Genomic DNA, 23070 nt, shown 5'->3' on the forward strand with positions numbered 1-23070 from the left:
GCCGGTCGGTCTGAGGCTGGTCGGGCACTGTCTCGTCTCCTCGCGTTTCGCATCTCGTACCTCGGACGGCCGGTTCCCGCTCCGGCGCCTTCGGATACAGTCTTCGTACTGCGGTCAGACCTTCGCACGTCGGGGTCGGCCGGAGCGCAGGACCACAACTTCACAGAGCTCATCCAGAGGGACTGAGGGAACGGCCCGTTGACGTCCCGGCAACCTTCTCGCACGGTCAGGCCCATCTGCGGCCACGGCGGGACAGGTGCCAATTCCGTCCTGTGGCGCGCCCGCGTCACGGGGAAGATGAGGAGAGAGGCCTCCGCCACCATGGCTACCGCTGTTTCCGCCGCACCCACCGTCGACCTCGGGCCCGCCGACCAGCTGTCCTGTCGCGAGTGCGGTACCAAGTTCCCGCTCGGCCCCAGCTTCGCCTGCCTCGAGTGCTTCGGCCCGCTGGAGATCGCCTACGACTTCGGCTCGCACGAGGCCGAGGAGCTGCGCAAGAAGATCGAGTCCGGCCCGGCCTCCATCTGGCGCTACGCCCCCCTGCTGCCCGTCCCCGCCGACGTGGCCTCCAAGCCCAACCTCAACCCGGGCTGGACCCCGCTGGTGAAGGCCGACAACCTCGGCCGCGAGCTCGGCTTCACCGCCCAGCTGCACGTCAAGGACGACTCGGGCAACCCGACCCACTCCTTCAAGGACCGCGTGGTGGCCTGCGCCATCGAGGCCGCGCGCGCCTTCAACTTCACCACCCTCTCCTGCTCCTCCACCGGCAACCTGGCCGGCGCGGTGGGCGCGGCGGCCGCCCGGGCCGGCTTCAAGTCCTGCGTGTTCATCCCGCACGACCTGGAGCAGGGCAAGGTCGTGATGGCCGGTGTCTACGGCGGCGAGCTGGTCGGCATCGAGGGCAACTACGACGACGTGAACCGCTTCTGCTCCGAGCTGATCGGTGACCCGGCCGGCGAGGGCTGGGGCTTCGTCAACGTCAACCTCCGCCCGTACTACGGCGAGGGCTCGAAGACCCTGGCGTATGAGATCTGCGAGCAGCTCGGCTGGCGCCTGCCGGAGCAGATCGTCATCCCGATCGCCTCGGGCTCTCAGCTCACCAAGATCGACAAGGGTCTGCAGGAGCTGATCAAGCTCGGCCTGGTCGAGGACAAGCCCTACAAGATCTTCGGCGCCCAGGCCGAGGGCTGCTCCCCGGTCTCCGCCGCCTTCAAGGCCGGCCGTGACGTGATCAAGCCGGTCAAGCCCGACACCATCGCCAAGTCGCTGGCGATCGGCAACCCGGCCGACGGCCCGTACGTGCTGGACATCGCCCGCCGCACCGGCGGAGCGGTGGAGGACGTCACCGACGCCGAGGTGGTCGAGGCCATCAAGCTGCTGGCCCGCACCGAGGGCATCTTCGCCGAGACCGCGGGCGGCGTGACCATCGGCGTGCTGAAGAAGCTGGTGGAGACCGGGCAGCTCGACCCGGCCAAGGAGACCGTGGCGATCAACACCGGTGACGGCCTGAAGACCCTGGACGCCGTCGCCGACGCCGGTCTGACCGCCACCATCCGCCCGACGCTGGAGTCCTTCCGCGCGGCCGGTCTCGACTCCGTCTGATCACCCCTCAGCACCTGTTTAGGAGTACCCCCATGAGCGCCACCGTCCGCATCCCGACCATCCTGCGCACCTACACCGGCGGTGCCGCCGAGGTGACCGCCGAGGGCGCCACCCTGGCCGCCGTGGTGGCCGACCTGGACGCCAACCACCCCGGCATCGCCGCCCGGGTGCTGGACGACGCCGGCAAGCTGCGCCGTTTCGTGAACGTCTACGTGAACGACGACGACGTGCGCTTCGACGAGGGCCTGGAGACCGAGATCAAGGACGGCGCCAACATCTCGATCATTCCGGCCGTGGCCGGGGGCTGCTGAAACGGCAGTGCGCCGACGGGCCGCCACCGCGACCGGAACGAATGATTCCGGTATTCGGTGGCGGCCCGCCGCATGTCGCGGTGAAATTCCGTCAGGTGTCAGGGGGTAGAGTGCGGATTCGGATCGGATGTTTCGAATCCCGCCCGGCGGTACTGCTGAGTCGTGCACGCAGGGGCCGTCCGTCCGTTGAGACGTGGGACGTTCGCGCTGAGACGGTAACTGTCAGGCCAGCGTCAGAAATCTGACGGAGTTCCATCCCGATAGGTCCGCTATGCCCGGAGCGAATTGCCGCTCGTTGAGGCATTCCTCCCGTCACATCCCGTTCGTCACATGGCGAATTCGGCGAAGTTGACCCTGTTGCAGAGGGCGTCTGTCCGGATACATTCAGCGGCGGTCGGCGCGTTCGAGCGTTGACCGCGGCTACGTCCAGGGGGGGTTCCCTCGGGCGTGTGCCGGTACAGACCTGGGTCCGCATCCTGTGGACCCGCGAAGGGCCAGCACAGCACAAGGGGAGTTCGGAATGGCTCAGGGCACCGTCAAGTGGTTCAACGCGGAGAAGGGCTACGGCTTCATCGCGGTCGACGGTGGTGCGGACGTGTTCGTCCACTACAGCGCGATCCAGATGGACGGCTACCGCACCCTCGAGGAGGGCCAGCGGGTCGAGTTCGAGATCTCCCAGGGGCAGAAGGGCCCGCAGGCGGACATGGTCCGTACGCCGGCGGTCTGACCTTCCGCACCTGCGGGGCCTCGGCTCGGTCACGGGCTGGCAGTCTCCAACGCTTCACCGGCAGGCCCGTACGACACCACGTCGTACGGGCCTGCCGTCGTGTCCGGGGGCGACCCCGGCGCGGGCGCGCGTATCACGATTGGGCTTGCACTCGATACCCGAGAGTGCTAATCATTGGCGTTAGCACTCACAGCATGAGAGTGACAACGGACCGGGTCGGTGAGGCCCCCGGGAGCGGTAGGGGACAAGACCCCCGCACACCAGGGCCGTCCGTCGCGGGCGCCCTCCGGTCCGGCGCAGTCGACGTGTCCTGGAGGACCACTTCCGATGGCCAAGATCATCGCTTTTGACGAGGAAGCTCGCCGCGGACTCGAGCGCGGCATGAACCAGCTTGCCGACGCCGTCAAGGTGACGCTGGGCCCCAAGGGCCGCAACGTCGTCCTTGAGAAGAAGTGGGGCGCCCCCACGATCACCAACGACGGTGTCTCCATCGCCAAGGAGATCGAGCTCGAGGACCCGTACGAGAAGATCGGCGCGGAGCTCGTCAAGGAGGTCGCCAAGAAGACCGACGACGTCGCGGGTGACGGCACCACCACCGCCACCGTGCTCGCCCAGGCGCTCGTCCGCGAGGGTCTGCGCAACGTCGCCGCCGGCGCCAACCCGATGGCCCTGAAGCGCGGCATCGAGAAGGCCGTCCAGGCCGTCTCCGACCAGCTGCTGGCGCAGGCCAAGGACGTGGAGACCAAGGAGCAGATCGCCTCCACCGCCTCCATCTCCGCCGCCGACACCCAGATCGGCGAGCTCATCGCCGAGGCGATGGACAAGGTCGGCAAGGAAGGCGTCATCACCGTCGAGGAGAGCAACACCTTCGGTCTGGAGCTCGAGCTCACCGAGGGCATGCGCTTCGACAAGGGCTACATCTCGGCCTACTTCGCCACCGACCTGGAGCGGATGGAGTCCTCCTTCGAGGACCCGTACATCCTGATCGCCAACTCCAAGATCGGCTCGGTCAAGGACCTGCTCCCGCTGCTGGAGAAGGTCATGCAGAGCGGCAAGCCGCTCGTCATCATCGCCGAGGACGTCGAGGGCGAGGCCCTGTCGACCCTGGTCGTGAACAAGATCCGTGGCACCTTCAAGTCCGTCGCCGTCAAGGCCCCGGGCTTCGGTGACCGCCGCAAGGCCATGCTCGGCGACATCGCCATCCTCACCGGTGGCACGGTCATCTCCGAGGAGGTCGGCCTCAAGCTGGAGAACGCCGGTCTCGACCTGCTGGGCACCGCCCGCAAGGTGGTCATCACCAAGGACGAGACCACCATCGTCGACGGTGGCGGCGACAGCGACCAGGTCGCCGGCCGGGTCAACCAGATCCGCGCCGAGATCGAGAACTCCGACTCGGACTACGACCGCGAGAAGCTCCAGGAGCGCCTGGCCAAGCTCGCCGGTGGCGTCGCCGTCATCAAGGCCGGTGCCGCGACCGAGGTCGAGCTCAAGGAGCGCAAGCACCGCATCGAGGACGCCGTCCGCAACGCGAAGGCCGCCGTCGAGGAGGGCATCGTCGCCGGTGGTGGCGTCGCGCTGCTGCAGGCCGCGGTCGCGTTCGACAAGCTGGAGCTGACCGGCGACGAGGCCACCGGTGCCAACATCGTGCGCGTCGCGCTCGAGGCCCCGATCAAGCAGATCGCCACCAACGCCGGCCTCGAGGGTGGCGTCGTCGTGGAGAAGGTCCGCAACCTCGAGTCCGGTTGGGGCCTCAACGCCGCGACCAACGAGTACGTCGACCTGATCGCCGCCGGCATCATCGACCCGGCCAAGGTCACCCGCTCCGCCCTCCAGAACGCCGCCTCCATCGCGGCGCTCTTCCTCACCACCGAGGCCGTCATCGCCGACAAGCCGGAGAAGGCCTCCGCGGCCGCCGGCGGCGGCATGCCGGGCGGTGACATGGACTTCTGATCCTCGGCTTCCTGAGGATCGGTCAGTTCCACGACCACGAGGCGGTCTCCCCACCGGGGGAGGCCGCCTCGCGGCGTTCTCGCCCAGGTCACTCATTCGTGCGACGCCGACCCCATGAGCGGTCTCGACGGTGGTGACGAGGACTACTTCGACGGCGAACAGCGAGAGGGGAGTTCGCCGATGACTGCGACGGTGGCCGAGCAGGGCACGCAGTGGGAGTACCTGCTGCGGACCTGGCGCGAGCTGGACGTCCCTGAGGGCTGGCGGGCCGAAGTAGAAGGGGGACGGATCCTCTTGGCGCCACCACCTGGCAAGGGGCACAACTTCATCGCGGGAGAGGTGCACGCCGCGCTCCTGCGATGCCTCACCGCCGACGTGGGGGTGTACCAGACCCTCGGCACGCAGATCGCCCGGCTGCAGAAGGTCTGTGCACCCGACCTGGTCGTGGTGGACAAGGCGGCGTTGACGGCATCGCGGGCTCCGGACGCCGATCCGGTGGACGCCGCCGGCATCCTGATGGCGGTGGAGATCACCTCCTCCGGGAACGCCCGGCACGACCGGACGAAGAAGCTCTGGGCCCACGCCCACGCACCCGTGCCGCTCTACCTGCTGATCGACCGATTCGACGAGCACGAGCCGACGGCCACCCTCTTCTCCAAGCCGCTCAACGGCGCCTACCAGGTGAGCGTCCGCACCCCGTTCGGGAAGCCGGTCGCGTTGCCCGCGCCGTTTGACGTGGAGCTTGCCACCGAGGGCTTCCCGCTGCCGGGCTGAGCGACAATGGGGGGATGAGTTCTGATGGCATCGAAGGTGCGCTGCATGCCGCGCGGGCGTTGATCCTGGCCGATCTGACGGCGCGTGACGTGGCCGATCCGCAGGTGGTGTCGCTGGTGGAGGAGGTGCTCACCAAGCGGCGGTGGTGGGTGGAGCAGTGGCCGGACGGGGTGGAGTACCTGGCGGGGCTGGTGGCCCAGGACGTGCAGGACGGGCTGCTGGAGGGGTACGGGCGGTGGCCGGTGTGCCGGTCCTGTGCCGCCGAGGGGGATCCGCACGCGCTGGGCGTGGAGCCGGAGTTGGGGCCGGAGCCGCACTGGGTGTGCGGCAAGGAGGGCGTGGCGGTGGCCCCGCTGGGGTCGCTGACGTGATCCTGATCGACCTGCCGACCTGGCCGGGGCACGGGAAGTACTGGTCGCACCTGGTGAGCGACGTCTCGTACGCGGAGCTGCACGCCTTCGCGGAACGCCTGGGCGTGCCCGCGAAGGGCTTCGAGCGGGACCACTACGACATCCCCGCGCACTGGTACGAGAAGGCGGTGGCGCTCGGCGCGGAGCCGGTCGGCAGCAAGGAGCTGGTCGCCCGGCTCAGTGCGGCGGGCCTGCGCCGGCGGAAGGTCAGCCGCCCAGCAGCATGAGTTCTCCCGCGAGGTTGCGCCGGGCGGCTTCGTCGTAGCGCTCCCGCGCAGCCTCGGTGCGGTAGAGCGCGGGCAGGTCGAGGAGTTGGCGCAGGATCGCCGCCCGGCCGGCCCGGAAGGCGTCCTCCGGGACGAAGGCGTACTCCTCCCGGACGGCGGCCGCGTAGGCCGCGTACTGCTCGGGCGTGCCGCCGAGCACGGCCAGGTCGGCGTCACAGAGCACCTCGCCGTTGCGGTCGCCCGCGGCGGGGTGGTGACCGACCGTCAGGCGGACCAGCCGGGCCACCTCCTCGGCCAACTCCGGTGCCAGGCCCGCCTCGTGGAGCGCCCGGACGGCCAGTGCGGCGGACCGCTCCTCGTTCTCGGAGCGGTCCGGCCGGTACACCGCGTCGTGGAACCAGGCGGCCAGCCGGACGGCGTCGGCGTCCTCGGCCTGGGCGGCCAGGTCGTCGATCACGTCCAGCACCGCCGCCAGGTGGGCGGTGGTGTGGTAGCGCCGCTGCGGCTCGGCCCAGCGGCCGAGCAGGTCCTCGGCGTACGGGCCGGGGTCGGCGGTGGCGCCGCAGCGGGTGAGCAGGTCGTGCCAGCGGTCGGACAGCGAGGCGGTCATGACGGTCATTCTGCTCCTTCCCGCTTCCTGTGATCCAGACTATATGCCGTTGACCGACTTATGTCGCAGACTTGAGTAGTCGGCGCGCGACGGCTATACATACTCGGTATGCAAGACGTTCCGTCGTCCCGAGGGGGAGCCATGTCCGGATCACACACGCAGGCCGTGCTGCGGTTGGAGGGCGTCGGCCGCGTGCACGGCAAGGGCGCGGCCGAGGTGCACGCCCTGCACCCGGTCGACCTGGAGGTGCGGGCCGGTGAGTTCCTGGCCGTGATGGGGCCGTCCGGCTCCGGGAAGTCCACGCTGCTCGCACTGGCCGGCGGCCTGGACCGGCCGTCCGCCGGCCGGGTGCTGGTGGAGGGCAGGCCGCTGGAGGGGCTGAGCCGGGCCGGGCTGGCCGACGTGCGCCGCCGCTCGGTGGGCTACGTGTTCCAGTCGTACAACCTGATCCCGTCCCTGACCGCGGCCGAGAACATCGCGCTGCCGAGGGAGTTGGACGGCATCCCGGCCCGTACCGCCCGCGCCGAGGCGCTGGTCGCGCTGGAGGAGTTCGGCCTGGCCGACCTCGCCGACCGCTTCCCGGAGGAGATGTCGGGCGGCCAGCAGCAGCGGGTGGCGATCGGCCGCGCGCTGGCCGGCGAGCGCCGCCTGGTGCTGGCCGACGAGCCGACCGGCGCGCTGGACACCGCGACCGGCGACGCCGTGCTGGCGCTGCTGCGGGCCCGCTGCGACGCGGGCGCGGCGGCGGTGATGGTGACCCACGACCCCTCGCACGCCGCCTGGGCGGACCGGATCGTCTCGCTGCGCGACGGCCGGATCGTCGACGAGACCGTCAACCGCCGGGCCGTGGCGCAGGCGGGGGCGGCCCGATGAGCGCCTGGCGTCCGCTGCTGCGGATGGCCCGCCGGGACGCCCTGAAGGCCAAGGGCCGCAGCGCGCTGGTGGCGGCGATGATCGCACTGCCGGTGCTCGGTGCCACCGGCGTCGACGTGGTGCACCGCTCCACCCAGCTGACCGCCGTCGAGCGCTCGGACCGGCTGATGGGCCGGGCCGACGCGCTGGTCGGCGCGTACGACCCGGGGCACGCCGTCGAGCAGGCGGTGTTCCCGGCGGACGGCGTCCGGGTGCTGCCGCAGCGTCAGGACGCCCCGCTCACCCCGGAGCAGAAGCGCGCCGTGGCGGCCGAACCGGTAGAGCTGCTGGGTGAGTTGCTGCCCAAGGGCAGTGTGCTCACGCCGGCCAGGACCGGCCCGGTCGCGGTGGTCTCCAGCAAGGACGGGATGGCCTCGGTCGAGACCTTCGAGGCCGACCTCACCGGGCGGCTCTGGCAGGGCCGGCTGGACCTGGTCTCCGGCCGGGCACCCGCCGCCGCCCACGAGGCCGCCGCCACCCCGGGCTTCCTGGCGGCCACCGGCAAGCGGGTCGGCGACACCGTGACGGTGCGCGGCCTGGAGGCCACCCCGTTCAGGCTGACCGGCACGGTGGAGCACCCCGGCGACCTGAACAAGAACGAACTCATCGCCCGCCCGGGCGAGTTGTACAAGTCACTGGACGCGGCGCTGGCCGCCTCCGGTGCCGCCCCGAAGACCGAGGCCGCCGAGAAGGACGCCGCCCGGAAGGCCGCCTGGCTGGTCACGCTGCCCGCCGGCACCACCCTCGGCTGGGAGAAGGTCGCCGAACTCAACCGCCACGGCTACACCATGGCGAGCCGTCAGGTCGCGGCTCACCCGCCCGCCGAGGCGCTGGCCCGGCAGGAGGCGGTCGGCGCGCAGGACGAGCGCGAGCGCCGGGTGATGACCGTCGCCGTCACCGCCGCGATGGCACTGCTGGAGGTCGCCCTGCTGGCCGGGCCGGCCTTCGCGGTCGGCGCCCGCCGGGCCCGCCGCCAACTCGCCCTGCTGGGCGCGGCCGGCGGCCGCCCCGGCCACGTCAGGACCGTGGTGCTCGGCGGCGGGCTGGTGCTCGGCGCGGTCGGCGCCGCCACCGGCGGGGTGCTCGGCATCCTCCTGGTCTCCGCGTTGCGCCCGCAGATCGAGGCCTGGGGCGGCAGCCGCTTCGGCACCCTGACGTTCCGTCCGCTGGACCTGCTGGTGATCCTGCTGGTCGGCGTCGCCACCGCACTGGCCGCCGCCCTGCTGCCCGCCCTCCAGGCCGGCCGCCGCGAGGTGCTGGCCGGGCTGACCGACCGTGACCAGGTGCGGCCCGCGGCCCGCTGGGTGCCGCTGGCCGGTCTGGCCGTCAGCGCGGCCGGTGCCGCGCTGGCCGTCGGCGGGGCGGTGCTCGGTGACCCGGGCGGCATGCCGGTGCTGGCCGGGCTGTCGGTCCGGACCCTGTCGGTGCTCGGCGGCGGCGTGCTGGCCGAGCTGGGCCTGCTGCTCTTCACCCCGCTGCTGCTGGCCGGGCTCGGCAGGATGGCCGGCCGGTTCCCGGTCGGCCCCCGGCTCGCCCTGCGCGACGCCTCCCGGCACCGCTCCCGGACCGCGCCCGCCGTCGCGGCGGTGCTCGCCGCGGTGGCCGGCGCCGTGGCGGTCGGCGTGCACACCGCCGGGGCCGAGGCCCAGGACCGGGCCGGCTACCGGATGGCGCAGCCGGCCAACGCGGTCCGGGTCACCCTCTACGGCGACCCGGGCGCCATGCCGCAGCTGCGCGCCGCGCTTCCCCAGGACCTGCCCGAGCTCGGCGAGCGCGCCGACCTCTACCAGGCGGACTGGGAGTTCTGCCAGGGCTGCCACTCCGTGGTGAAGGCCGAGGGCGGCCAGCGCTACGGCCAGGCGGACACCGGGGACGCGGTGGTCGGCGACGCCGCCGTGCTGCGCAACCTGCTGGCGCTGCACGACCCGGCCGCCGAGGCCGCGTTGGCCGCGGGCAAGGCCGTGGTCACCGACCCGGCGTTCCTGCACGACGGCAAGGCCGTGCTGCAGATGCAGGGCAACGGCGGGCAGCCGAAGTCCGTCCCGGTGGAGGCCGTGCTGGTCGAACGGCCGGCCGCGCAGCGGTACGCGCCGCTGGTGATCGGGGAGAAGACGGTCCGTCAGCTGGGCCTCGCCGTGGTGCCCGCAGGTGCGATCTGGCTGCCCTCGGCCCCGGTCGCCGAGCGCGACGAACAGCGGGCCGCGGCCACCGTTGCCCGGCTGGCCCCGCACTCCGACTTCACGGTCGAGCGCGGCTACCGGGCCAAGGACAGCGTGATGCAGGTGGCGATCGCCGGCTTCGCGGCCCTGGTGGTGCTCGGCGCGGCCCTGGTCTCCACCGCGCTGGCCGCCGCCGACGCACGCCGCGAGCGTGCGGTGCTCTCGGCGATCGGGGCCCGCCCCGGGACCCGGCGCACCATCGCCGGGCTCCAGGCCGGACTGATCGTCCTGCTCGGCGCGCTGCTCGGCACGGTCAGCGGCTTCGTGCCGGCCTACGCGCTGCTCCGCTCCCGGATCGCCGGCGTCATGGGCGCCCCGACGGTGCTGAACCCCGCCGACGTGCCGTGGACGAGCATCGCGGTACTGGCCTTGGCGCTGCCGCTGCTGGCGGGTCTCCTCGGAGCTCTCCGCCGGGACGCTTGACCGACTGGCATTGCGGCAGGGCAGCGACCCAGGGGCGCGAGGAACTGCGCGCGGGGGAACGGCAGCACGTGCAACTGGCTGACGGAGCCTCAGTTGCAGGTGAGCCGCCTTCCGACTCGCGCAGTTCCTCGCGCCCCTACGGCACTAGCTGCGGGGCGCTGCCTGCCTGCGGGGTGGCGCAGATAGGCAGTTCGGCGATATATGTAGGTGTATGACCGAACGTGCCATGCAGGAGCCGACGCTGTTGCTGCTGACCGCCCTCGCCGACGCCCCCCGGCACGGCTATGCGCTGGTGCAGGAGATCGACGCCATCTCCGGGGGCCGGGTGAAGATGCGCACCGGCACCCTCTACGGCGCCCTCGACCGCCTGCTCCAGCAGGGCCTGATCGAGGTCTCCGCCGAGGAGGTGGTCGACGGCCGGGCCCGGCGGACGTACGCGCTCACCGACGGTGGCCGGGGCGTACTGGCGGCCGAGGCCGAGCGGCTGCGGAGCGTCGCGGCCGAGGCGCAGCGCCGTCTCGGAGGGATCGCCGCGCCGAAGGGGGCGACCGCATGAGCGTCGCCCTGCGCACCGCCCTCGCGCTCTACCCCGCCCGCTACCGCCGGGACCGGGGGGACGAGATCGCCGAGGTGTTCGCGGACGTCACCGCCGGGGCGGGCCGGATGGCGACCGCCCGGGAGGCGTTCGACCTGGCCGCGTACGGGCTGCGGATGCGCACCGGGCTGACGGCCACCGCGCTCGGTGGCCGGCTGCTGGCCGTCGGGGCGCCGCTGCTGGCCGGTGCGCTGGTGGGTCTCAGCGTCGTGCCGGGGCTGGAGGACGCGCGGACGTACCAGGTCGAGCGCGCGGCGCAGGCCGGTCTGGGTGCTCCCTGGGGCGAACTGGCCGGGAACTTCGCCCTGCTGGGCCTGGTCGTCGTGCCGGTGCTGCTGGCGCTGGCCGCCGCCACCGGTGCCTGGCGGGCGGCCCGGGCGCTGGGTGCCGGGCTCGCGGTGCTCGCGGTGGCGCGGCTGGTGGAGATCGCCGTCACGGTGCAGCACCCGTACGAGTGGAACGGCTGGCTGTTCCTCTACTTCGGCACCGCGGTGGCGCCGTACCTGCTGGGCGGCGCCCTGCTGGCCGCCGCGCCGGCCGAGCTGCTGGAGCCGCGCGGCCGGGCGGACCGGCTGCTGGTGCTGGCCGGTGCCGCCGCCGGGTTCGCCGTCACCCGGGCCCAGGGGGGCTACAGCAGCTGGAACCTGATGGACGGTTGGTGGCCGGCGGCGCTGCTCGTGGTGCCGCTGCTGCTGATGCTGTTCGCCGCCAAGGGCCGGCTGCTGCCCGCCGCGCTCGGCCTGGCGGTGCTGCCGCTGACCGCCGCGTTCAGCCTGTTCTCGCTCTGGGAGCAGGCGGGCGGCATGTGGCGGCTGGCCCCCGCCGCGATGGCGGTCGCCGCCACCCTGCTGTTGGCGGCGCGGCTGCTCGCGGCCGGACGGCGGGAGCAGGCTCCGGTGATCTGACCCGGCGTCCGGGCGGACGCGGGGTGCGGGCCCGCCGGGCGGCGTGACACTGGGAGTCCAGGTCCGCCGCCCGGCGGGCCCTTCCGTTTCCCGTGCAGAGGGCTCGCCCGTGGGCCTCCGGATGTGGCAGGGTTAGCGATATGTCTAGACCAATGTTCGAAGTGATCGCCCTGACGGTGCAGGACGCCCAGGCGGCCGAGGCGGGCGGGGCCGACCGGCTCGAACTGGTCGCCGACATGGCCGCGGACGGTCTGACGCCGGCCCTGGCCGACTTCGCCGCCATCCGCGCCGCCGTCTCGATCCCGCTGCGGGTGATGCTCCGGATCCGCGACGGGTTCACCCCCGGCAGCGTGGACGAGCTGCTGGAGCGGGCCGCCGCGCTGCGCGCCGAGGGCGCCGAGGAGTTCGTGCTCGGCTTCCTGGACGCCGACGGCGCGGTCGACCTGGCCGCCACCCGCGCGGTGGCGGACGCGGTGGCCGGCTGCCGCTGGACCTTCCACCGGGCGATCGACCACTGCGCCGACCGGGACGCCCTGCGCGCGGCCGTCGCCGGTCTGCCCGGGCTGGACACCTTCCTCACCTCCGGCGCCGCCGCCGGAGTGACGGCCGGTCAGGAGGTGCTGGCCGGCGAGCTCGCCAAGGCCGGCGACCCGGGCTACCGCCAGCGGATCCTGATCGGCGGCGGTCTGCGCGCCGAGCACGTCCCGGGCCTGCGCGCGGCCGGCTTCGACGCCTTCCACGTCGGCGGCCCGGTCCGGGAGAACGGCTGGGACACCCCGGTCGACCGGGCGAAGGTCGCCGAGTGGCGCGCCCTGATCGACGGCTGACCCGCACGCGCGCGAGGGCCCGGAGCACCGCGCTCCGGGCCCTCTCGCGTACCTCAGCCCAGCTCTCCCGGCAGCGGTTCGGCGTGCACCACCGCGAGGCCGGAGACGGCACGGGTCAGCGAGACGTACAGGCGGCGCAGCCCGGTCCGCAGGTCGGGCTCGCCCGCCACCACGGCGGCGGGCTCCTCCAGGACCACGTAGTCGTACTCCAGACCCTTGGCCAGCGAGGCCGGGACGAGGGTGAGCCGGGCCTCGGCGCTGGTCTCGGTGCCGGGGTCGAGGAAGGGCAGGCCGGCCTCGGTGAGCAGCTCGCCGAGGGCGCCGATCCGGGCGTCGGCGGCGATCAGGCCGGTGGAGCCCTCGCGCTCCAGCGCGGCCCGGCAGGCCTCGACCACGGCGGCGTCCAGCTCCTCCGCGGTGACCTGGCGGATCGTCAGCGAGCCAGGGGCGTCACGGACCGAGGTGGCGGGGGCCAGGCCGGGGGCGATGGCGGGCAGCAGCCGGGAGGCGTAGGCGATGACCTCCTCGGGCACCCGGAAGCCCTTGGTGAGCTCCTCCACGTGCGCGCCCTCCTTGCCCAGGTGGTGCAGCGCCTCGGCCCAACTCCCGGTCGCCCAGGGGGTGGTGCCCTGGGCGAGGTCGCCCAGCACGGTGGCCGAGCCGGTCGAGCAGCGGCGCCCGACCGCCCGGTACTGCATCGGGGAGAGGTCCTGCGCCTCGTCCAGCACCACGTGGCCGAGCGAGGGGGTGCGCCGCACCAGGTCGGTGGTCTCGTCCACCAGCACCGCGTCGGCGGTGGTCCAGGGTGCCGTCCTCACCGAGCGCCCGGGCTTCGGCCAGAGCACGACCGCCTGCTCCTGCTCGGTGAGGACCCCGTCCGCGCAGGCGGCCAGGAACCCGGCGTCGGTGAGCAGCCGGTGCACCAGCTTGGCCGGGTCCACCGGCGGCCAGTAGGTCTTGACCGCCGCCTTCACCTGCGGATTGCGGGCCACCGCGTCCTGCACCCGGTCGTCCGGCGCCTCGCCGCCCTGCTCCATCTTGAGCAGCACCGTGTGCGCGATCCGCTGCGGCATCGCCTCGGCGGCCGCCCCGTAGCGGATCTCCCGCCCGGCCAACTCCTCGACGATCTCCACCAGTTCGTACGTCGGCACCCGCCAGCGCCGGGAGCCGCGCTGGACCATCAGCGGTTCGGTGGGCAGCGTGATGCCGGAGCGGACGGCCCGCCGCAGCACCTCGGCCATCCGGGCGTCGCCCTTCACCGAGGCCGCCTCGGCGGAGTCCTCGCCGCGCACCTCGACGTGCTTGACCAGCTCCTGCACGGTGGCCTGGGCGACGTCCAACTCGCCCAGCGCGGGCAGCACTTGCTCGATGTAGTGGAGGAAGGAGCGGTTCGGCCCGACCACCAGGGTGCCGGACTTGGCCAGCCGCTCCCGGTGCGCGTAGAGCAGGTAGGCGACCCGGTGCAGGCCGACCGCGGTCTTCCCGGTGCCGGGCGCCCCCTGGACGCAGATGGTGCCGCCGATCTCGGCCCGGACGATCTCGTCCTGCTCGGGCTGGATGGTGGCCACGATGTCGCGCATCGGGCCGACGCGGGGCTTCTCGATCTCGGCGGCGAGCAGCGCGGAGGCGGTGTCCGTCTCGGCCGGGTCGCTGAGGTTCTCGTCCTCGTAGGCGGTCAACTCCCCGCCGGTGTAACCGAACCGGCGGCGCTTCTCGACGTCCAGCGGTTCGGTGCGGGTGGCCCGGTAGAACGGCTGGGAGACCGGCGCGCGCCAGTCGATCACCATCGGGTCGCCCGCGGCGTCGTGCACGTGCCGGCGCCCGATGTAGAACCGCTCGCCCTTGCCGCCCTCGGCCAGGTCCTCGCTGATCGCGTGCAGGTAGTCCAACCGGCCGAAGAACAGCGGGGTGTGGGCCATGTCGGCGAGCGCGGCGATGCGCTGCTCCACCTGGTTCTGGAGGACGGCGGCGGACACCCAGGTCCCCGTCACGTCCCGCAGGTCCAGCGACTCGGCGTCCTCGCGCATCGCGCGCAGGGCCGCGCGGGAGTCGGCCAGGTGGTCGCGTTCGAGCCGGAGCGGATCGGCCGCTTGGTGATCGGCCCCTCGGTGATCGGCGGTGTGCACGGCAAACCTTCCCGGCCACCTTCGTGGTGGCGGATCGTCGTTGGCTCACGGTGGGCCGCCCGGTTTCCGACCGGGACGGGCTCCCACGGCTGCCGCGACGACGGCACCACGGTTCGGGAGGGGGCAAGACCGGAGATCCTAGACCTGCCCCCGCGCGCGACGCCAATCATTTGCCCGCGGTTCCGGCCCCGCCGGAAGTCAGGGACGGGTACGCCGGAAGGACGAGGCCGGAGCGCCCTGCGGGCTGACGCTCCGGCGGTGGCCGGAAACCTACGGTGGAGCCATGGAGAACCACCACCACACCCACCGCCCCGTCGCCCACGCCCGCCGCCGCGGCCCGATCGCCACCGCGGTGCGCAACGTCGGGATCGCCCTCGACACCGCCGCGCGCGTGGTCTTCTTCGGGCGCGACGGCGTCAAGTACTGACGGTCCCTCAGGGCACGCTCAGAGCACGTCGTCCGCGTCCACGATCCGGTACGCGTAGCCCTGCTCGGCCAGGAAGCGCTGGCGGTGCGCCGCGAAGTCCTGGTCCACGGTGTCCCGCGCCACCACCGAGTAGAAGTGCGCGGAGTGCCCGTCCGCCTTCGGCCGCAGCACCCGGCCCAGCCGCTGGGCCTCCTCCTGCCGGGAGCCGAAGGTCCCGGAGACCTGGATGGCGACGGTCGCCTCCGGCAGGTCGATGGAGAAGTTGGCCACCTTGGAGACCACCAGCACGCTGATCTCCTTGTTCCGGAACGCGTCGAACAGCTTCTCCCGCTGCGCGTTGCTGGTCTCGCCCTTGATCACCGGTGCGTCGAGCACCTCGCCCAACTCGTCCAGCTGGTCGATGTACTGACCGATGACCAGCGTCTGGTCCTTCTCGTGCTTCTTGACCAGCGCCTCCACCACCCGCCGCTTGGTCGCGGTGGTGGCGCAGAACCGGTACCGCTCCTCCGGCTCGGCCGTGGCGTACGCCAGCCGCTCCGAGTCGGTCAGCGTCACCCGCACCTCGCAGCAGTCGGCCGGGGCGATGTAGCCCTGCGCCTCGATCTCCTTCCACGGGGCGTCGAAGCGCTTCGGCCCGATCAGGCTGAACACGTCGCCCTCCCGGCCGTCCTCCCGCACCAGGGTCGCGGTCAGCCCGAGCCGGCGGCGGGCCTGGAGGTCGGCGGTGAACTTGAAGACCGGCGCGGGCAGCAGGTGCACCTCGTCGTAGACCACCAGGCCCCAGTTCCGCGCGTCGAACAGCTCCAGGTGCGCGTACACGCCCTTCCGCTTGGTCGTCATCACCTGGTACGTGGCGATGGTGACCGGGCGGATCTCCTTCTTCGTCCCGCTGTACTCGCCGATCTCGTCCTCGGTCAGCGAGGTCCGCTTCACCAGCTCGTGCTTCCACTGCCGGGCCGAGACGGTGTTGGTCACCAGGATCAGCGTGGTCGACTTGGCCTCCGCCATCGCCGCCGCGCCCACCAGCGTCTTGCCGGCGCCGCAGGGCAGCACCACGACGCCGCTGCCGCCGTGCCAGAAGCCCTCCACCGCCTGCTGCTGGTACGGCCGCAGCTCCCAGCCGTCCTGGTCCAGCTCGATCGGGTGCGCCTCGCCGTCCACGTACCCGGCGTGGTCCTCGGCCGGCCAGCCCAGCTTCAGCAGCACCTGCTTGATCTGCCCGCGTTCCGAGGGGTGCACGACGACGGTGTCCGGGTCGAGCCGCGCCCCCACCAGCGGGGCGATCTTCTTCGACTTCAGCACCTCCTCCAGCACCGGCCGGTCGGTGGTGGTCAGCACCAGCCCGTGCACCGGGTGCTTCGACAGCTGCAGCCGCCCGTACCGGGCCATGGTGTCCGCCACGTCCACCAGCAGCGCGTGCGGCACCGGGTAGCGCGAGTAGTTCACCAGCGCGTCCACCACCTGCTCGGCGTCGTGCCCGGCGGCCCGCGCGTTCCACAGCCCGAGCGGCGTCACCCGGTAGGTGTGCACGTGCTCCGGCGCCCGCTCCAGCTCGGCGAACGGCGCGATCGCCCGCCGGCAGTCGGCGGCCTTCGGGTGGTCGATCTCCAGCAGCAGCGTCTTGTCACTCTGGACGATGAGCGGTCCGTCGTTCACGCGGTGAGTCCTCCGGTTGTCGGGCGCAGACCTTCCAGTGTCCCGCATGCGGAGGCAAACGTGTGAGGCCGCCAGAGGAAGTGGGTGACCGGACCCGGGGAAGCTCGTTGGGCAGGGCATGAAGAAGACGAATCGTCTGTTCGCCGCCGTCGCGCTCTCCGGAGCCGCGCTGGCCGCTGCCGCCGCTCCCGCCTCGGCGGCGGCGCCCGCCGGGATGCCGGACATCTCCAAGGCCGGCGGGGTGTTCGGGCTGGTGGCGTTCACCGGCACGGAGCTGCTGACCGGGGTGGACCCGACGCCGCCGGACCCGGAGACGCTGATGGAGCAGGCCAAGAAGCAGCAGCAGGAAGAGGCGGCGAAGCAGGCGAAGAAGTAGGTCAGTCCAGCCAGACGTAGGCGGCGAAGCGGCCGGTCTCCTGTTCGCGGCGGTGGGAGAAGAAGTCCTCGTCCTCGATGGTGCAGCGGTCGTCGTGGCGGATCTCGCCGACCCCGGCCCTGGTGAGCTGGGCGGTGATGCCGGCTCGGACGTCCAGGGCGGGGGTGCCCTGCCGGGTGGTGGAGCGCAGTTCGGGGAGGGTCTCGCAGGCCTCGTCCTGCATCGCCTGCGGCACCTCGTAGCAGCGGCCGCAGGCGAGCGGGCCGACCAGGGCGACCAGGTCGGCAGGGCGGCTGCCCCGGGCGGTCATCGCGGCGACCAGTGCGGGCGCCATGCCCGCCACCGTTCCGGCGCGGCCGGAGTGCGCGGCGCCGACCAGGCGCCGGACCGGGTCGCCGATCAGCACCGGCGCGCAGTCGGCGGCCAGCGCGACCAGGCCGAGGCCCGGCCGGTCGGTGACGATGCCGTCCAACGGTGGTGCGGTGCGCGGGTCGTAGGGCTGGGTGACGTAGGCGACCTCGGTGCCGTGGACCTGACGCATCATCACCACCCGGGCCGGGTCGAGGCCGAGCTCGCGGGCGGTCAGCTCGCGGTTGCGGCGGACGTTCTCCGGGTCGTCGGCGGTGCGGCCGCCGAGGTTGCGGGAGTCGAACGGGGCCGGGCTGACGCCGCCGTGACGGTCCATCACGGCGTAGTTGATGCCGGGTGCGAGCTGGTCCATGTCCGGGCCCCTAGCGTTCGGTGGGTCACTGGTCGGCGAGTTCGGCCACGCCGGTGATCCGGTGCAGCGCGAAGGTGCGCACCTCGTCGCTGAGGTGGTCGTACACGGTGACGTAGCCGCCCTCCACCTTGACCGGGTCGACCACCCGCTGGGAGGCCAGGCCTTCGGCGTTGATGTACCCGATCCACATCCGCTCGCCCAGCAGCACCGCGGTCTGCAGCGCTGCCAGCGTGTCGGCGGCCGCGGTGCGCGGGAGCTGCCGCAGGTCGGTACGGGCCGGGCCGGTCTGCGACTGTCCGGCGGCGGGCCCGGCGACGGTCTCGCGGCGGACGGCGGTGGCGGCCAGGTCACCCGCGCGGACGGCCCGGACGGCGGCGGTGAGCAGCACCTCGTCCGGTCGGGGCGGGCCGTCCGGTACGGGGACGGGGGCGGTGCGCGGCGGGGTGCGGTGGCTGTCAGGGTGGGTCAGCAGCACGTCGCCCTCGGCGGATTCGGCGGTCGGGGCGTAGCCCATCGCGCGGAGCACCGAGAGCAGGGTCTCCGGCCCGGCCTGGGCAGCCAGCACGGTGGGGGCCAGCAGCCGCAGGCGCAGCTCGCCGGCCCGCCGGTCGGCCAGCACCTCGGCGAGCAGGCCGGGGTCGTCGCAGCGCAGGTACGAGGAGGCGGCGCCGACCCGGAGCACGCCGTGCCGCCGGGCCACGTCGTCGATCAGGTAGCTGAGCGGCTGCGGCACGGGGGTGCGGGAGTGCTGGGCCAGGAAGGTGTGCAGGTCGTTGGCGGTCCGCCCGGCGTCCAGGGCGCGGCGGACCGAGTCGGTGGTGAAGCGGTAGACGGTGGCGCCGCCCTTGGACTCGATCTCGGCGCAGAGCGCCAGTGCCTGGGCCAGCGGGGTGAGCAGCGGGCCGGGGGCGATCGCGGTCAGGTCGGGCTGGAGGATCACGTGGTCCAGCGGCTGGGGGAGCAGCGGCTCCAGGACCGGCTCCGGGTCGGCTCCGGCGAGCAGCGCGCGGGCCGGGGAGCCGAGCGCGCCCCGGCCGGTGACGCCGAGCAACTCGGCCTCCTGGAGCGCCCATTCGGTCAGGTGGTCGCGGAAGTCCCGGCCGTCGGGGCCGGCCTGGCCGCCGCGCAGCGGGCGCTGCCAGCGCATCACCGGCAGCAGGGCGGCGGCGTCGGCCGCCGAGCCGGGCGGCAGCGAGGCCAGCGCGGTGAGGGCGGCCCGGCGCACCGAGGGGGCGAGGGTGCGGTCCAGTTCGGAGCCGAGCGCGGCCCGGGCCTTGCCCTTGCCGTCGGGGGTGCCGGTCAGTCCGGCGACCCGGGTGGCGGCCAGCCAGCCGCGGGCCAGCAGGGCCCAGCGCTCGGCGACCGGCTGCTGGAGCCAGAGGTCGTAGGCGGGGGTCGGCGCCCAGCGCTCGTCGGCCTCCCCGTCGGGGGCCAGCAGGCCGCAGGTGTAGGCGAGTTCCAGCCAGAAGGCGGCGGTGGGCTCGGGGCAGTCGAGCAGCAGCCCGGCCCGCTTGAGGTCCCGGACGCCGAGGCCGCCCGCGCGCAGGGTGGGCGGGGACTGCAGGCCCCAGGCCTCCAGCAGCTCCTCGACGGTGCGCACGGCGGTGTACGCCTGCCCGGCCGCACTGCTGTCCACAGCCTGTGGATCGCGCTCGGCGGTGGCGGCCGGCTCCGGCGGGACGGGCTCCACCTCGCGGTGGCTGCGGCCGCCGCGCAGGTGCAGCGCCAACTCCCGCGGCAGCACCACCGATCCGGCACTGCTCGGCAGCAGCAGGCCGCGGGCCAGCAGCCACTCCACCGGGCTGCGGGCCTCCTCGGCGGTGACCTGCCGGGCGGCGTCCGGCACGGTGCCGGTGGGCGGGCCCCAGACCAGCTTCTCCAGCAGGGCGAGCGCGCCGGGCGGCGCCTGGTCCAGCAGGGCGGCGCAGCGCCTGCGGTCCTGGAGCAGCTCGGTGAGCGCGCCCACGGCGGTGACCGGGTCGGGGGTGGCCGGCAGCCCGGCGCCGTGCAGCAGTTGCTGCAGCCGGGCCGGGGACATCCCGGTGGTGGCGTCGGCCAGGGTGGGGCCGAGGCCGGTGCGGCCCGGGTTGGCGGCCGAGGGGGCGAGCGCCTCGCGGACCGCGATCACCAGGCGCAGCGCAGAGTCCGGGCCCCAGAGCAGGGCCTGGGAGCGGAGCGTCTCCAGGGCGGCGGGCAGCGCGGCGGTGACCGCGGCGCGGTCGGCCGGGGAGGCGCCCGGATGGGGCTTCACCCGGGCCGGGCCGGCCAGCAGCTGACGGACCGTCGCCTCCGGGCAGCCGTCGGGCGCGGCGGCCAGCGCCTCGGCGGTCTGCAGGGTGAAGCGGTCCAGCCGCTCCAGCGCGCGCAGCGCGGAGGCCCGGGAGGAGAGCCGGGCGGAGAGCTGGGTGAGGTCGGTGGGCACCGGGTTGAGCAGGTCGGGGCGGGCGTGCAGCAGCGCGGCGAGGGCTTCGTCGCTGCGGGCGCGCAGCTCCTCGGCGAGGGTGCGGGGCGCCTTGCTCTGCTGACCGGTCATCCGACCCAGACTAGTCGGCCCCGGGTTAAGAGGACAGAAACGGCGGTCGCACGGCCGGTGCGAGGGGTTGCCGTCGCTCCTCTGTCCACAGGCTGGGGACAGTGCCCACCCGCGAGGCTGACTCGCTGACTGATCGGTGGTGCCGGGGGTACGGTCTGCCCTGTGGCGGATGGTGAGTGGTGGCGGGTGGACGGGCCCTGGCGGGTGCTCGGCAGACAGCGCTCGGGGGAGCCGGCCGGGGCGGCGGGTTCTGACGGGGTGTCCGATTCGGTGTACGCGCCCGAGGTGCCGGCCGTGCCGGTGCCGCCGCCTCCGCCGGTGACGCCTCCGGCGGCGCCGCCGCGCCCCGCCGATCCTCCGGGGCAGGGCGCGTGGCTGATCGCCCGGGCCGAGCACGGACGGCCGCCGATGACCTCGGCGGACTTCCCCGGCTGGGACAGCGTGGTCTTCGACTTCCCGGAGGAGCCGCCCACCGCGCCCGCCCCGGTGCTCCCGGAGCAGCGGGCGGCGGAGTCGGACCTCCCTCCGGGGGCCGACCCGGCCGACGTCGAGGCACTGCCGGCGCCCCGGCGCTCCTTCCTGACGGGCCGTCGGCCCTCGCCGCTGGTGCTGCTGAGCGCCGCGGTGCTGGTCGCGGGCGCGGTCACCGGCCAGCTGCTGGCCCTGCTCGCGGGCTGGGGCCTGGCCTACATCGCCCCCCGTCTCGGCCCGCTCACCCGCAAGTTCGCCGCCCTGGTCATCCCGCTGGGCACCATGACGGCCACCTCGGTCTGGCAGTGGGGCCGCACCCAGGGCCGCTGGGGCACCCCGGCCCCGGCCGAGGAACTCGGCCGCGCCGTCTGGCAGGGCGCCCCGGGCGTGCTGCGCCTGGCCGGCGTCCTGACCGCCCTCTTCCTGCTGGTGGTCACCATGCGCCGCCGCAGGCCGGAGGCAGAGGGGTGAGGCACCTGGCCGCGCCCCTGCGGGGCGCTCCCGGCGGCGTCAGCCGGTGAGGAAGCGTTGTAGTTCGGCGACGATCAGGTTGGCGCCGGTGTAGCCGATGCCCTGGTACCAGAGGCGGTCGTCGACCGGGAAGGCGCGGTGGGCGCGGACGGCGTTGAGGGACTGCCAGGCGGGAGAGGCCAGGACCGCCGTGGTGCCGGCCTTGGCGGGGTCGCCGTAGGTGGCGTAGAGGAGCAGGTCGCCGTCGGCCCGGCCGATCTGATCGGGCGTCACCTCGACGTCGAAGGCGTCCACGTCCTGGGCCGGCGGCCGGCCGAGCCGCAGGTCGGTGAGCAGGGTGCCGGGGAAGTTCTGCCGTCCGTACAGCCGGACGGTCGGCGAGCCCTCGACGAAGCGGACCAGGCTGATCCGGCTGCCGCCGTGCCCCGCGGTGGCGATCGCCTCGGCGGTGCGGCCGACGTGCCGGACGTACTCGGCGGTGACGGCGTCGGCCTGCTGTTCGCGGCCGAGGGCGCGGGCGTGCACCCGGAAGTTGTCCTTCCACGGGTATCCGGTGGTGGCGGTGAGCACGGTGGGGGCGATGGTCCGCAGCTGCTCGTAGTGGGCGGCGTCCCGGGTCTGGTTGCCGAGCACCAGCTCGGGCCGCTCGGCCCGGATCGCCGCGTAGTCGGGGCTGCCGACCGTCCCGGCGGAGCGGACCGGCGCCAGCCAGGCGGCGGGGAAGTAGTCGGGCAGGCCCGGGCCGGCCGGGGCGCGGGAGGCGGCGAGCGGGGGGATGCCGAGGGTGAAGGCGGAGTCGAGTTCGGCGGTGTCCAGCACCACCAGCCTGGTCGGCCCGCCGGGCACCTGGACCGGCCCGTTCGGGGTGTCCAGGGTCACGGGCGGGGTGGGGGAGGTGGAGACCTCGATGGCGGGGCCGGAGGCGCCGGGGTCGGGCCGGTCGTCGGTGCAGCCGGCCAGCAGGACCGCGCCGAGGCCGGCGAGGGCGGCGCGGCGGGTGAGCTGACGTGGCATCGGGGCACCTCGGTCGGGGGCGGCGGCGGGGTCGCAGCCGATTATGTCCGAAATGCCGGTATTGGTGGTGGTGAAAGGCCGTCAACCCGTAACTGTGGAGGGCAGTTCGCGGTGCCGTTTCCGGGGGTGCCTAGGGTGGGGGCATGGCACTCACCGTGGGGTTCGACCTCGACATGACGCTGCTGGACACGCGGCCCGGCATCAAGGCCACCTACGAGGCCCTGTCGGCCCTGACCGGGGTGGCGATCGACAGCGACCTGGTGGTCACCCGGCTCGGCCCGCCGCTGGAGCAGGAGATCGCCAACTGGTTCCCCGCCGAGGCGGTCGCCGAGACGGCCACGCTCTACCGCGGCCTCTACGTGGAGCACGCGCTGCCCGGCACCCTGCTCCTCCCGGGCGCGGAGGAGTCCCTGGCGGCGGTCCGGGCGGCCGGCGGCCGGGTGGCGGTGGTCACCGGCAAGTACGAGCGCAACGCCCGGATCCAGCTGGACCACGTCGGCCTGGCCGTGGACGTGCTGGTCGGCGACACCTGGGCCGAGACCAAGGGCGACGCGCTGCGCGAGCACGGCGCGAGCGTCTACGTCGGCGACCACTACGGCGACATCCGGGGCGCCCGGGCGGCCGACGCGGTGGCGGTGGCCGTCGCCACCGGCCCGTACACGGCGGCCGAGCTGCGCGCGGCCGGGGCGGACGTGGTGCTGGAGGACCTGACGGCCTTCCCGGACTGGCTGGCCGCCCACCTCACGGGCCAGAACGTCTAGTGCCTCACTAGTGCCGGGCACG

At 73.6% G+C, this 23070-nt stretch carries 22 protein-coding genes and 1 riboswitch; of the genes, 16 read left to right on the forward strand and 6 right to left on the reverse strand.

Annotated elements, in window-relative coordinates:
• The first annotated feature begins 166 nt into the window (after positions 1–166).
• Positions 167–304: riboswitch (SAM riboswitch) on the forward strand.
• A 17-nt stretch (positions 305–321) separates the two neighbouring features.
• From thrC to ACZ6ZR_RS18275, 7 genes are all read left to right on the forward strand, one after another.
• Positions 322–1602, forward strand: a complete 1281-nt coding sequence (thrC, locus tag ACZ6ZR_RS18245; RefSeq protein WP_465643455.1) for a threonine synthase — start codon at positions 322–324, stop codon at positions 1600–1602.
• Between the two features lie 32 nt (positions 1603–1634).
• The gene (locus ACZ6ZR_RS18250) at positions 1635–1913 is read left to right on the forward strand and encodes a ubiquitin-like small modifier protein 1 (RefSeq protein WP_465643457.1); all 279 of its coding nucleotides are present in this window, start codon (positions 1635–1637) and stop codon (positions 1911–1913) included.
• 520 nt (positions 1914–2433) lie between these two features.
• Complete coding sequence (locus ACZ6ZR_RS18255; protein WP_184915598.1) at positions 2434–2640, forward strand: cold-shock protein; 207 nt, start codon at positions 2434–2436, stop codon at positions 2638–2640.
• A 327-nt stretch (positions 2641–2967) separates the two neighbouring features.
• On the forward strand, positions 2968–4590 hold the full coding sequence (gene groL, locus ACZ6ZR_RS18260) for a chaperonin GroEL (RefSeq protein ID WP_465643459.1): 1623 nt from the start codon (positions 2968–2970) through the stop codon (positions 4588–4590).
• Between the two features lie 114 nt (positions 4591–4704).
• Positions 4705–5364, forward strand: coding sequence for a Uma2 family endonuclease (locus ACZ6ZR_RS18265; RefSeq protein ID WP_465643461.1), 660 nt, complete (start codon positions 4705–4707; stop codon positions 5362–5364).
• A 14-nt stretch (positions 5365–5378) separates the two neighbouring features.
• A complete protein-coding gene (locus ACZ6ZR_RS18270) occupies positions 5379–5735 on the forward strand; it encodes a hypothetical protein (protein WP_465643463.1) in 357 nt (118 codons plus the stop codon).
• Positions 5732–6001: a DUF4031 domain-containing protein gene (locus tag ACZ6ZR_RS18275; RefSeq protein ID WP_465643465.1), complete on the forward strand. Its 270-nt coding sequence runs from the start codon at positions 5732–5734 to the stop codon at positions 5999–6001. Before ACZ6ZR_RS18270 ends, ACZ6ZR_RS18275 begins: the two co-directional genes overlap by 4 nt.
• On the opposite strand, the gene ACZ6ZR_RS18280 is transcribed toward ACZ6ZR_RS18275, so the two are convergent.
• Positions 5982–6611, reverse strand: coding sequence for an HD domain-containing protein (locus tag ACZ6ZR_RS18280; RefSeq protein WP_465643599.1), 630 nt, complete (start codon positions 6609–6611; stop codon positions 5982–5984). The two genes, ACZ6ZR_RS18275 and ACZ6ZR_RS18280, sit on opposite strands and share 20 nt — an antisense overlap.
• A 141-nt stretch (positions 6612–6752) precedes the next feature.
• Here ACZ6ZR_RS18280 and ACZ6ZR_RS18285 point away from each other — a divergent pair, with 141 nt between their 5' ends.
• From ACZ6ZR_RS18285 to ACZ6ZR_RS18305, 5 genes are all read left to right on the forward strand, one after another.
• Positions 6753–7484 carry an ABC transporter ATP-binding protein gene (locus ACZ6ZR_RS18285; RefSeq protein WP_465643467.1) on the forward strand — a complete coding sequence of 244 codons (732 nt, stop codon included), beginning with the start codon at positions 6753–6755 and terminating at the stop codon, positions 7482–7484.
• Positions 7481–10165 (forward strand): FtsX-like permease family protein, encoded by a 2685-nt coding sequence (locus ACZ6ZR_RS18290; protein WP_465643469.1) that lies wholly within the window; start codon positions 7481–7483, stop codon positions 10163–10165. The genes ACZ6ZR_RS18285 and ACZ6ZR_RS18290 overlap by 4 nt, the downstream gene beginning before the upstream one ends.
• Positions 10166–10376: 211 nt before the next feature.
• Positions 10377–10721 (forward strand): PadR family transcriptional regulator, encoded by a 345-nt coding sequence (locus tag ACZ6ZR_RS18295; RefSeq protein WP_465643471.1) that lies wholly within the window; start codon positions 10377–10379, stop codon positions 10719–10721.
• Entirely contained in the window at positions 10718–11665 is a 948-nt protein-coding gene (locus tag ACZ6ZR_RS18300) for a hypothetical protein (protein ID WP_465643473.1), read from the forward strand. Before ACZ6ZR_RS18295 ends, ACZ6ZR_RS18300 begins: the two co-directional genes overlap by 4 nt.
• 152 nt (positions 11666–11817) lie before the next feature.
• Positions 11818–12492, forward strand: a complete 675-nt coding sequence (locus ACZ6ZR_RS18305; RefSeq protein WP_465643475.1) for a copper homeostasis protein CutC — start codon at positions 11818–11820, stop codon at positions 12490–12492.
• A gap of 53 nt (positions 12493–12545) precedes the next feature.
• Here the strand turns inward: ACZ6ZR_RS18305 and ACZ6ZR_RS18310 are convergent, their stop codons facing one another.
• On the reverse strand, positions 12546–14618 hold the full coding sequence (locus ACZ6ZR_RS18310) for a HelD family protein (protein WP_465643477.1): 2073 nt from the start codon (positions 14616–14618) through the stop codon (positions 12546–12548).
• A gap of 283 nt (positions 14619–14901) precedes the next feature.
• On the opposite strand from ACZ6ZR_RS18310, the gene ACZ6ZR_RS18315 reads away from it, so the two are divergent.
• A complete protein-coding gene (locus tag ACZ6ZR_RS18315; RefSeq protein ID WP_465643479.1) occupies positions 14902–15045 on the forward strand; it encodes a hypothetical protein in 144 nt (47 codons plus the stop codon).
• An 18-nt stretch (positions 15046–15063) separates the two neighbouring features.
• On the opposite strand, the gene ACZ6ZR_RS18320 is transcribed toward ACZ6ZR_RS18315, so the two are convergent.
• Positions 15064–16701 carry a DNA repair helicase XPB gene (locus ACZ6ZR_RS18320; RefSeq protein WP_465643481.1) on the reverse strand — a complete coding sequence of 546 codons (1638 nt, stop codon included), beginning with the start codon at positions 16699–16701 and terminating at the stop codon, positions 15064–15066.
• Between the two features lie 118 nt (positions 16702–16819).
• Between ACZ6ZR_RS18320 and ACZ6ZR_RS18325 the strand changes: the two genes are divergently transcribed.
• Entirely contained in the window at positions 16820–17077 is a 258-nt protein-coding gene (locus ACZ6ZR_RS18325) for a hypothetical protein (RefSeq protein WP_465643483.1), read from the forward strand.
• A gap of 1 nt (position 17078) precedes the next feature.
• Here ACZ6ZR_RS18325 and pgeF read toward each other — a convergent pair whose 3' ends face one another.
• Together pgeF and ACZ6ZR_RS18335 are read right to left on the reverse strand one after the other, a co-directional pair.
• Positions 17079–17798 carry a peptidoglycan editing factor PgeF gene (gene pgeF / locus ACZ6ZR_RS18330; protein WP_465643485.1) on the reverse strand — a complete coding sequence of 240 codons (720 nt, stop codon included), beginning with the start codon at positions 17796–17798 and terminating at the stop codon, positions 17079–17081.
• Between the two features lie 25 nt (positions 17799–17823).
• Complete coding sequence (locus ACZ6ZR_RS18335) at positions 17824–20331, reverse strand: helicase-associated domain-containing protein (protein ID WP_465643487.1); 2508 nt, start codon at positions 20329–20331, stop codon at positions 17824–17826.
• A 162-nt stretch (positions 20332–20493) separates the two neighbouring features.
• On the opposite strand from ACZ6ZR_RS18335, the gene ACZ6ZR_RS18340 reads away from it, so the two are divergent.
• Positions 20494–21273, forward strand: coding sequence for a hypothetical protein (locus tag ACZ6ZR_RS18340; RefSeq protein ID WP_465643489.1), 780 nt, complete (start codon positions 20494–20496; stop codon positions 21271–21273).
• Between the two features lie 39 nt (positions 21274–21312).
• Here the strand turns inward: ACZ6ZR_RS18340 and ACZ6ZR_RS18345 are convergent, their stop codons facing one another.
• Positions 21313–22287 carry an ABC transporter substrate-binding protein gene (locus ACZ6ZR_RS18345; protein WP_465643491.1) on the reverse strand — a complete coding sequence of 325 codons (975 nt, stop codon included), beginning with the start codon at positions 22285–22287 and terminating at the stop codon, positions 21313–21315.
• A gap of 143 nt (positions 22288–22430) precedes the next feature.
• Between ACZ6ZR_RS18345 and ACZ6ZR_RS18350 the strand changes: the two genes are divergently transcribed.
• Positions 22431–23048: an HAD family hydrolase gene (locus ACZ6ZR_RS18350; RefSeq protein ID WP_465643493.1), complete on the forward strand. Its 618-nt coding sequence runs from the start codon at positions 22431–22433 to the stop codon at positions 23046–23048.
• The last annotated feature ends 22 nt before the right edge of the window (positions 23049–23070 follow it).

It is taken from the genome of Kitasatospora sp. NPDC088742 (genome assembly GCF_055584905.1).

What these genes read in the sequence shown, in the direction of transcription:
- ACZ6ZR_RS18290 (WP_465643469.1), top strand. Translation starts at nt 7,481, where the DNA reads ATGAGCGCCTGGCGTCCGCTGCTGCGGATGGCCCGCCGGGACGCCCTG.
- ACZ6ZR_RS18295 (WP_465643471.1), top strand. Translation starts at nt 10,377, where the DNA reads ATGACCGAACGTGCCATGCAGGAGCCGACGCTGTTGCTGCTGACCGCC.
- groL (WP_465643459.1), top strand. Translation starts at nt 2,968, where the DNA reads ATGGCCAAGATCATCGCTTTTGACGAGGAAGCTCGCCGCGGACTCGAG.
- ACZ6ZR_RS18305 (WP_465643475.1), top strand. Translation starts at nt 11,818, where the DNA reads ATGTTCGAAGTGATCGCCCTGACGGTGCAGGACGCCCAGGCGGCCGAG.
- ACZ6ZR_RS18255 (WP_184915598.1), top strand. Translation starts at nt 2,434, where the DNA reads ATGGCTCAGGGCACCGTCAAGTGGTTCAACGCGGAGAAGGGCTACGGC.
- ACZ6ZR_RS18280 (WP_465643599.1), bottom strand. Translation starts at nt 6,611, where the DNA reads ATGACCGCCTCGCTGTCCGACCGCTGGCACGACCTGCTCACCCGCTGC.
- ACZ6ZR_RS18345 (WP_465643491.1), bottom strand. Translation starts at nt 22,287, where the DNA reads ATGCCACGTCAGCTCACCCGCCGCGCCGCCCTCGCCGGCCTCGGCGCG.
- ACZ6ZR_RS18285 (WP_465643467.1), top strand. Translation starts at nt 6,753, where the DNA reads ATGTCCGGATCACACACGCAGGCCGTGCTGCGGTTGGAGGGCGTCGGC.
- ACZ6ZR_RS18325 (WP_465643483.1), top strand. Translation starts at nt 16,820, where the DNA reads ATGAAGAAGACGAATCGTCTGTTCGCCGCCGTCGCGCTCTCCGGAGCC.
- thrC (WP_465643455.1), top strand. Translation starts at nt 322, where the DNA reads ATGGCTACCGCTGTTTCCGCCGCACCCACCGTCGACCTCGGGCCCGCC.
- ACZ6ZR_RS18270 (WP_465643463.1), top strand. Translation starts at nt 5,379, where the DNA reads ATGAGTTCTGATGGCATCGAAGGTGCGCTGCATGCCGCGCGGGCGTTG.
- ACZ6ZR_RS18350 (WP_465643493.1), top strand. Translation starts at nt 22,431, where the DNA reads ATGGCACTCACCGTGGGGTTCGACCTCGACATGACGCTGCTGGACACG.
- ACZ6ZR_RS18335 (WP_465643487.1), bottom strand. Translation starts at nt 20,331, where the DNA reads ATGACCGGTCAGCAGAGCAAGGCGCCCCGCACCCTCGCCGAGGAGCTG.
- ACZ6ZR_RS18300 (WP_465643473.1), top strand. Translation starts at nt 10,718, where the DNA reads ATGAGCGTCGCCCTGCGCACCGCCCTCGCGCTCTACCCCGCCCGCTAC.
- pgeF (WP_465643485.1), bottom strand. Translation starts at nt 17,798, where the DNA reads ATGGACCAGCTCGCACCCGGCATCAACTACGCCGTGATGGACCGTCAC.
- ACZ6ZR_RS18250 (WP_465643457.1), top strand. Translation starts at nt 1,635, where the DNA reads ATGAGCGCCACCGTCCGCATCCCGACCATCCTGCGCACCTACACCGGC.
- ACZ6ZR_RS18265 (WP_465643461.1), top strand. Translation starts at nt 4,705, where the DNA reads ATGAGCGGTCTCGACGGTGGTGACGAGGACTACTTCGACGGCGAACAG.
- ACZ6ZR_RS18315 (WP_465643479.1), top strand. Translation starts at nt 14,902, where the DNA reads ATGGAGAACCACCACCACACCCACCGCCCCGTCGCCCACGCCCGCCGC.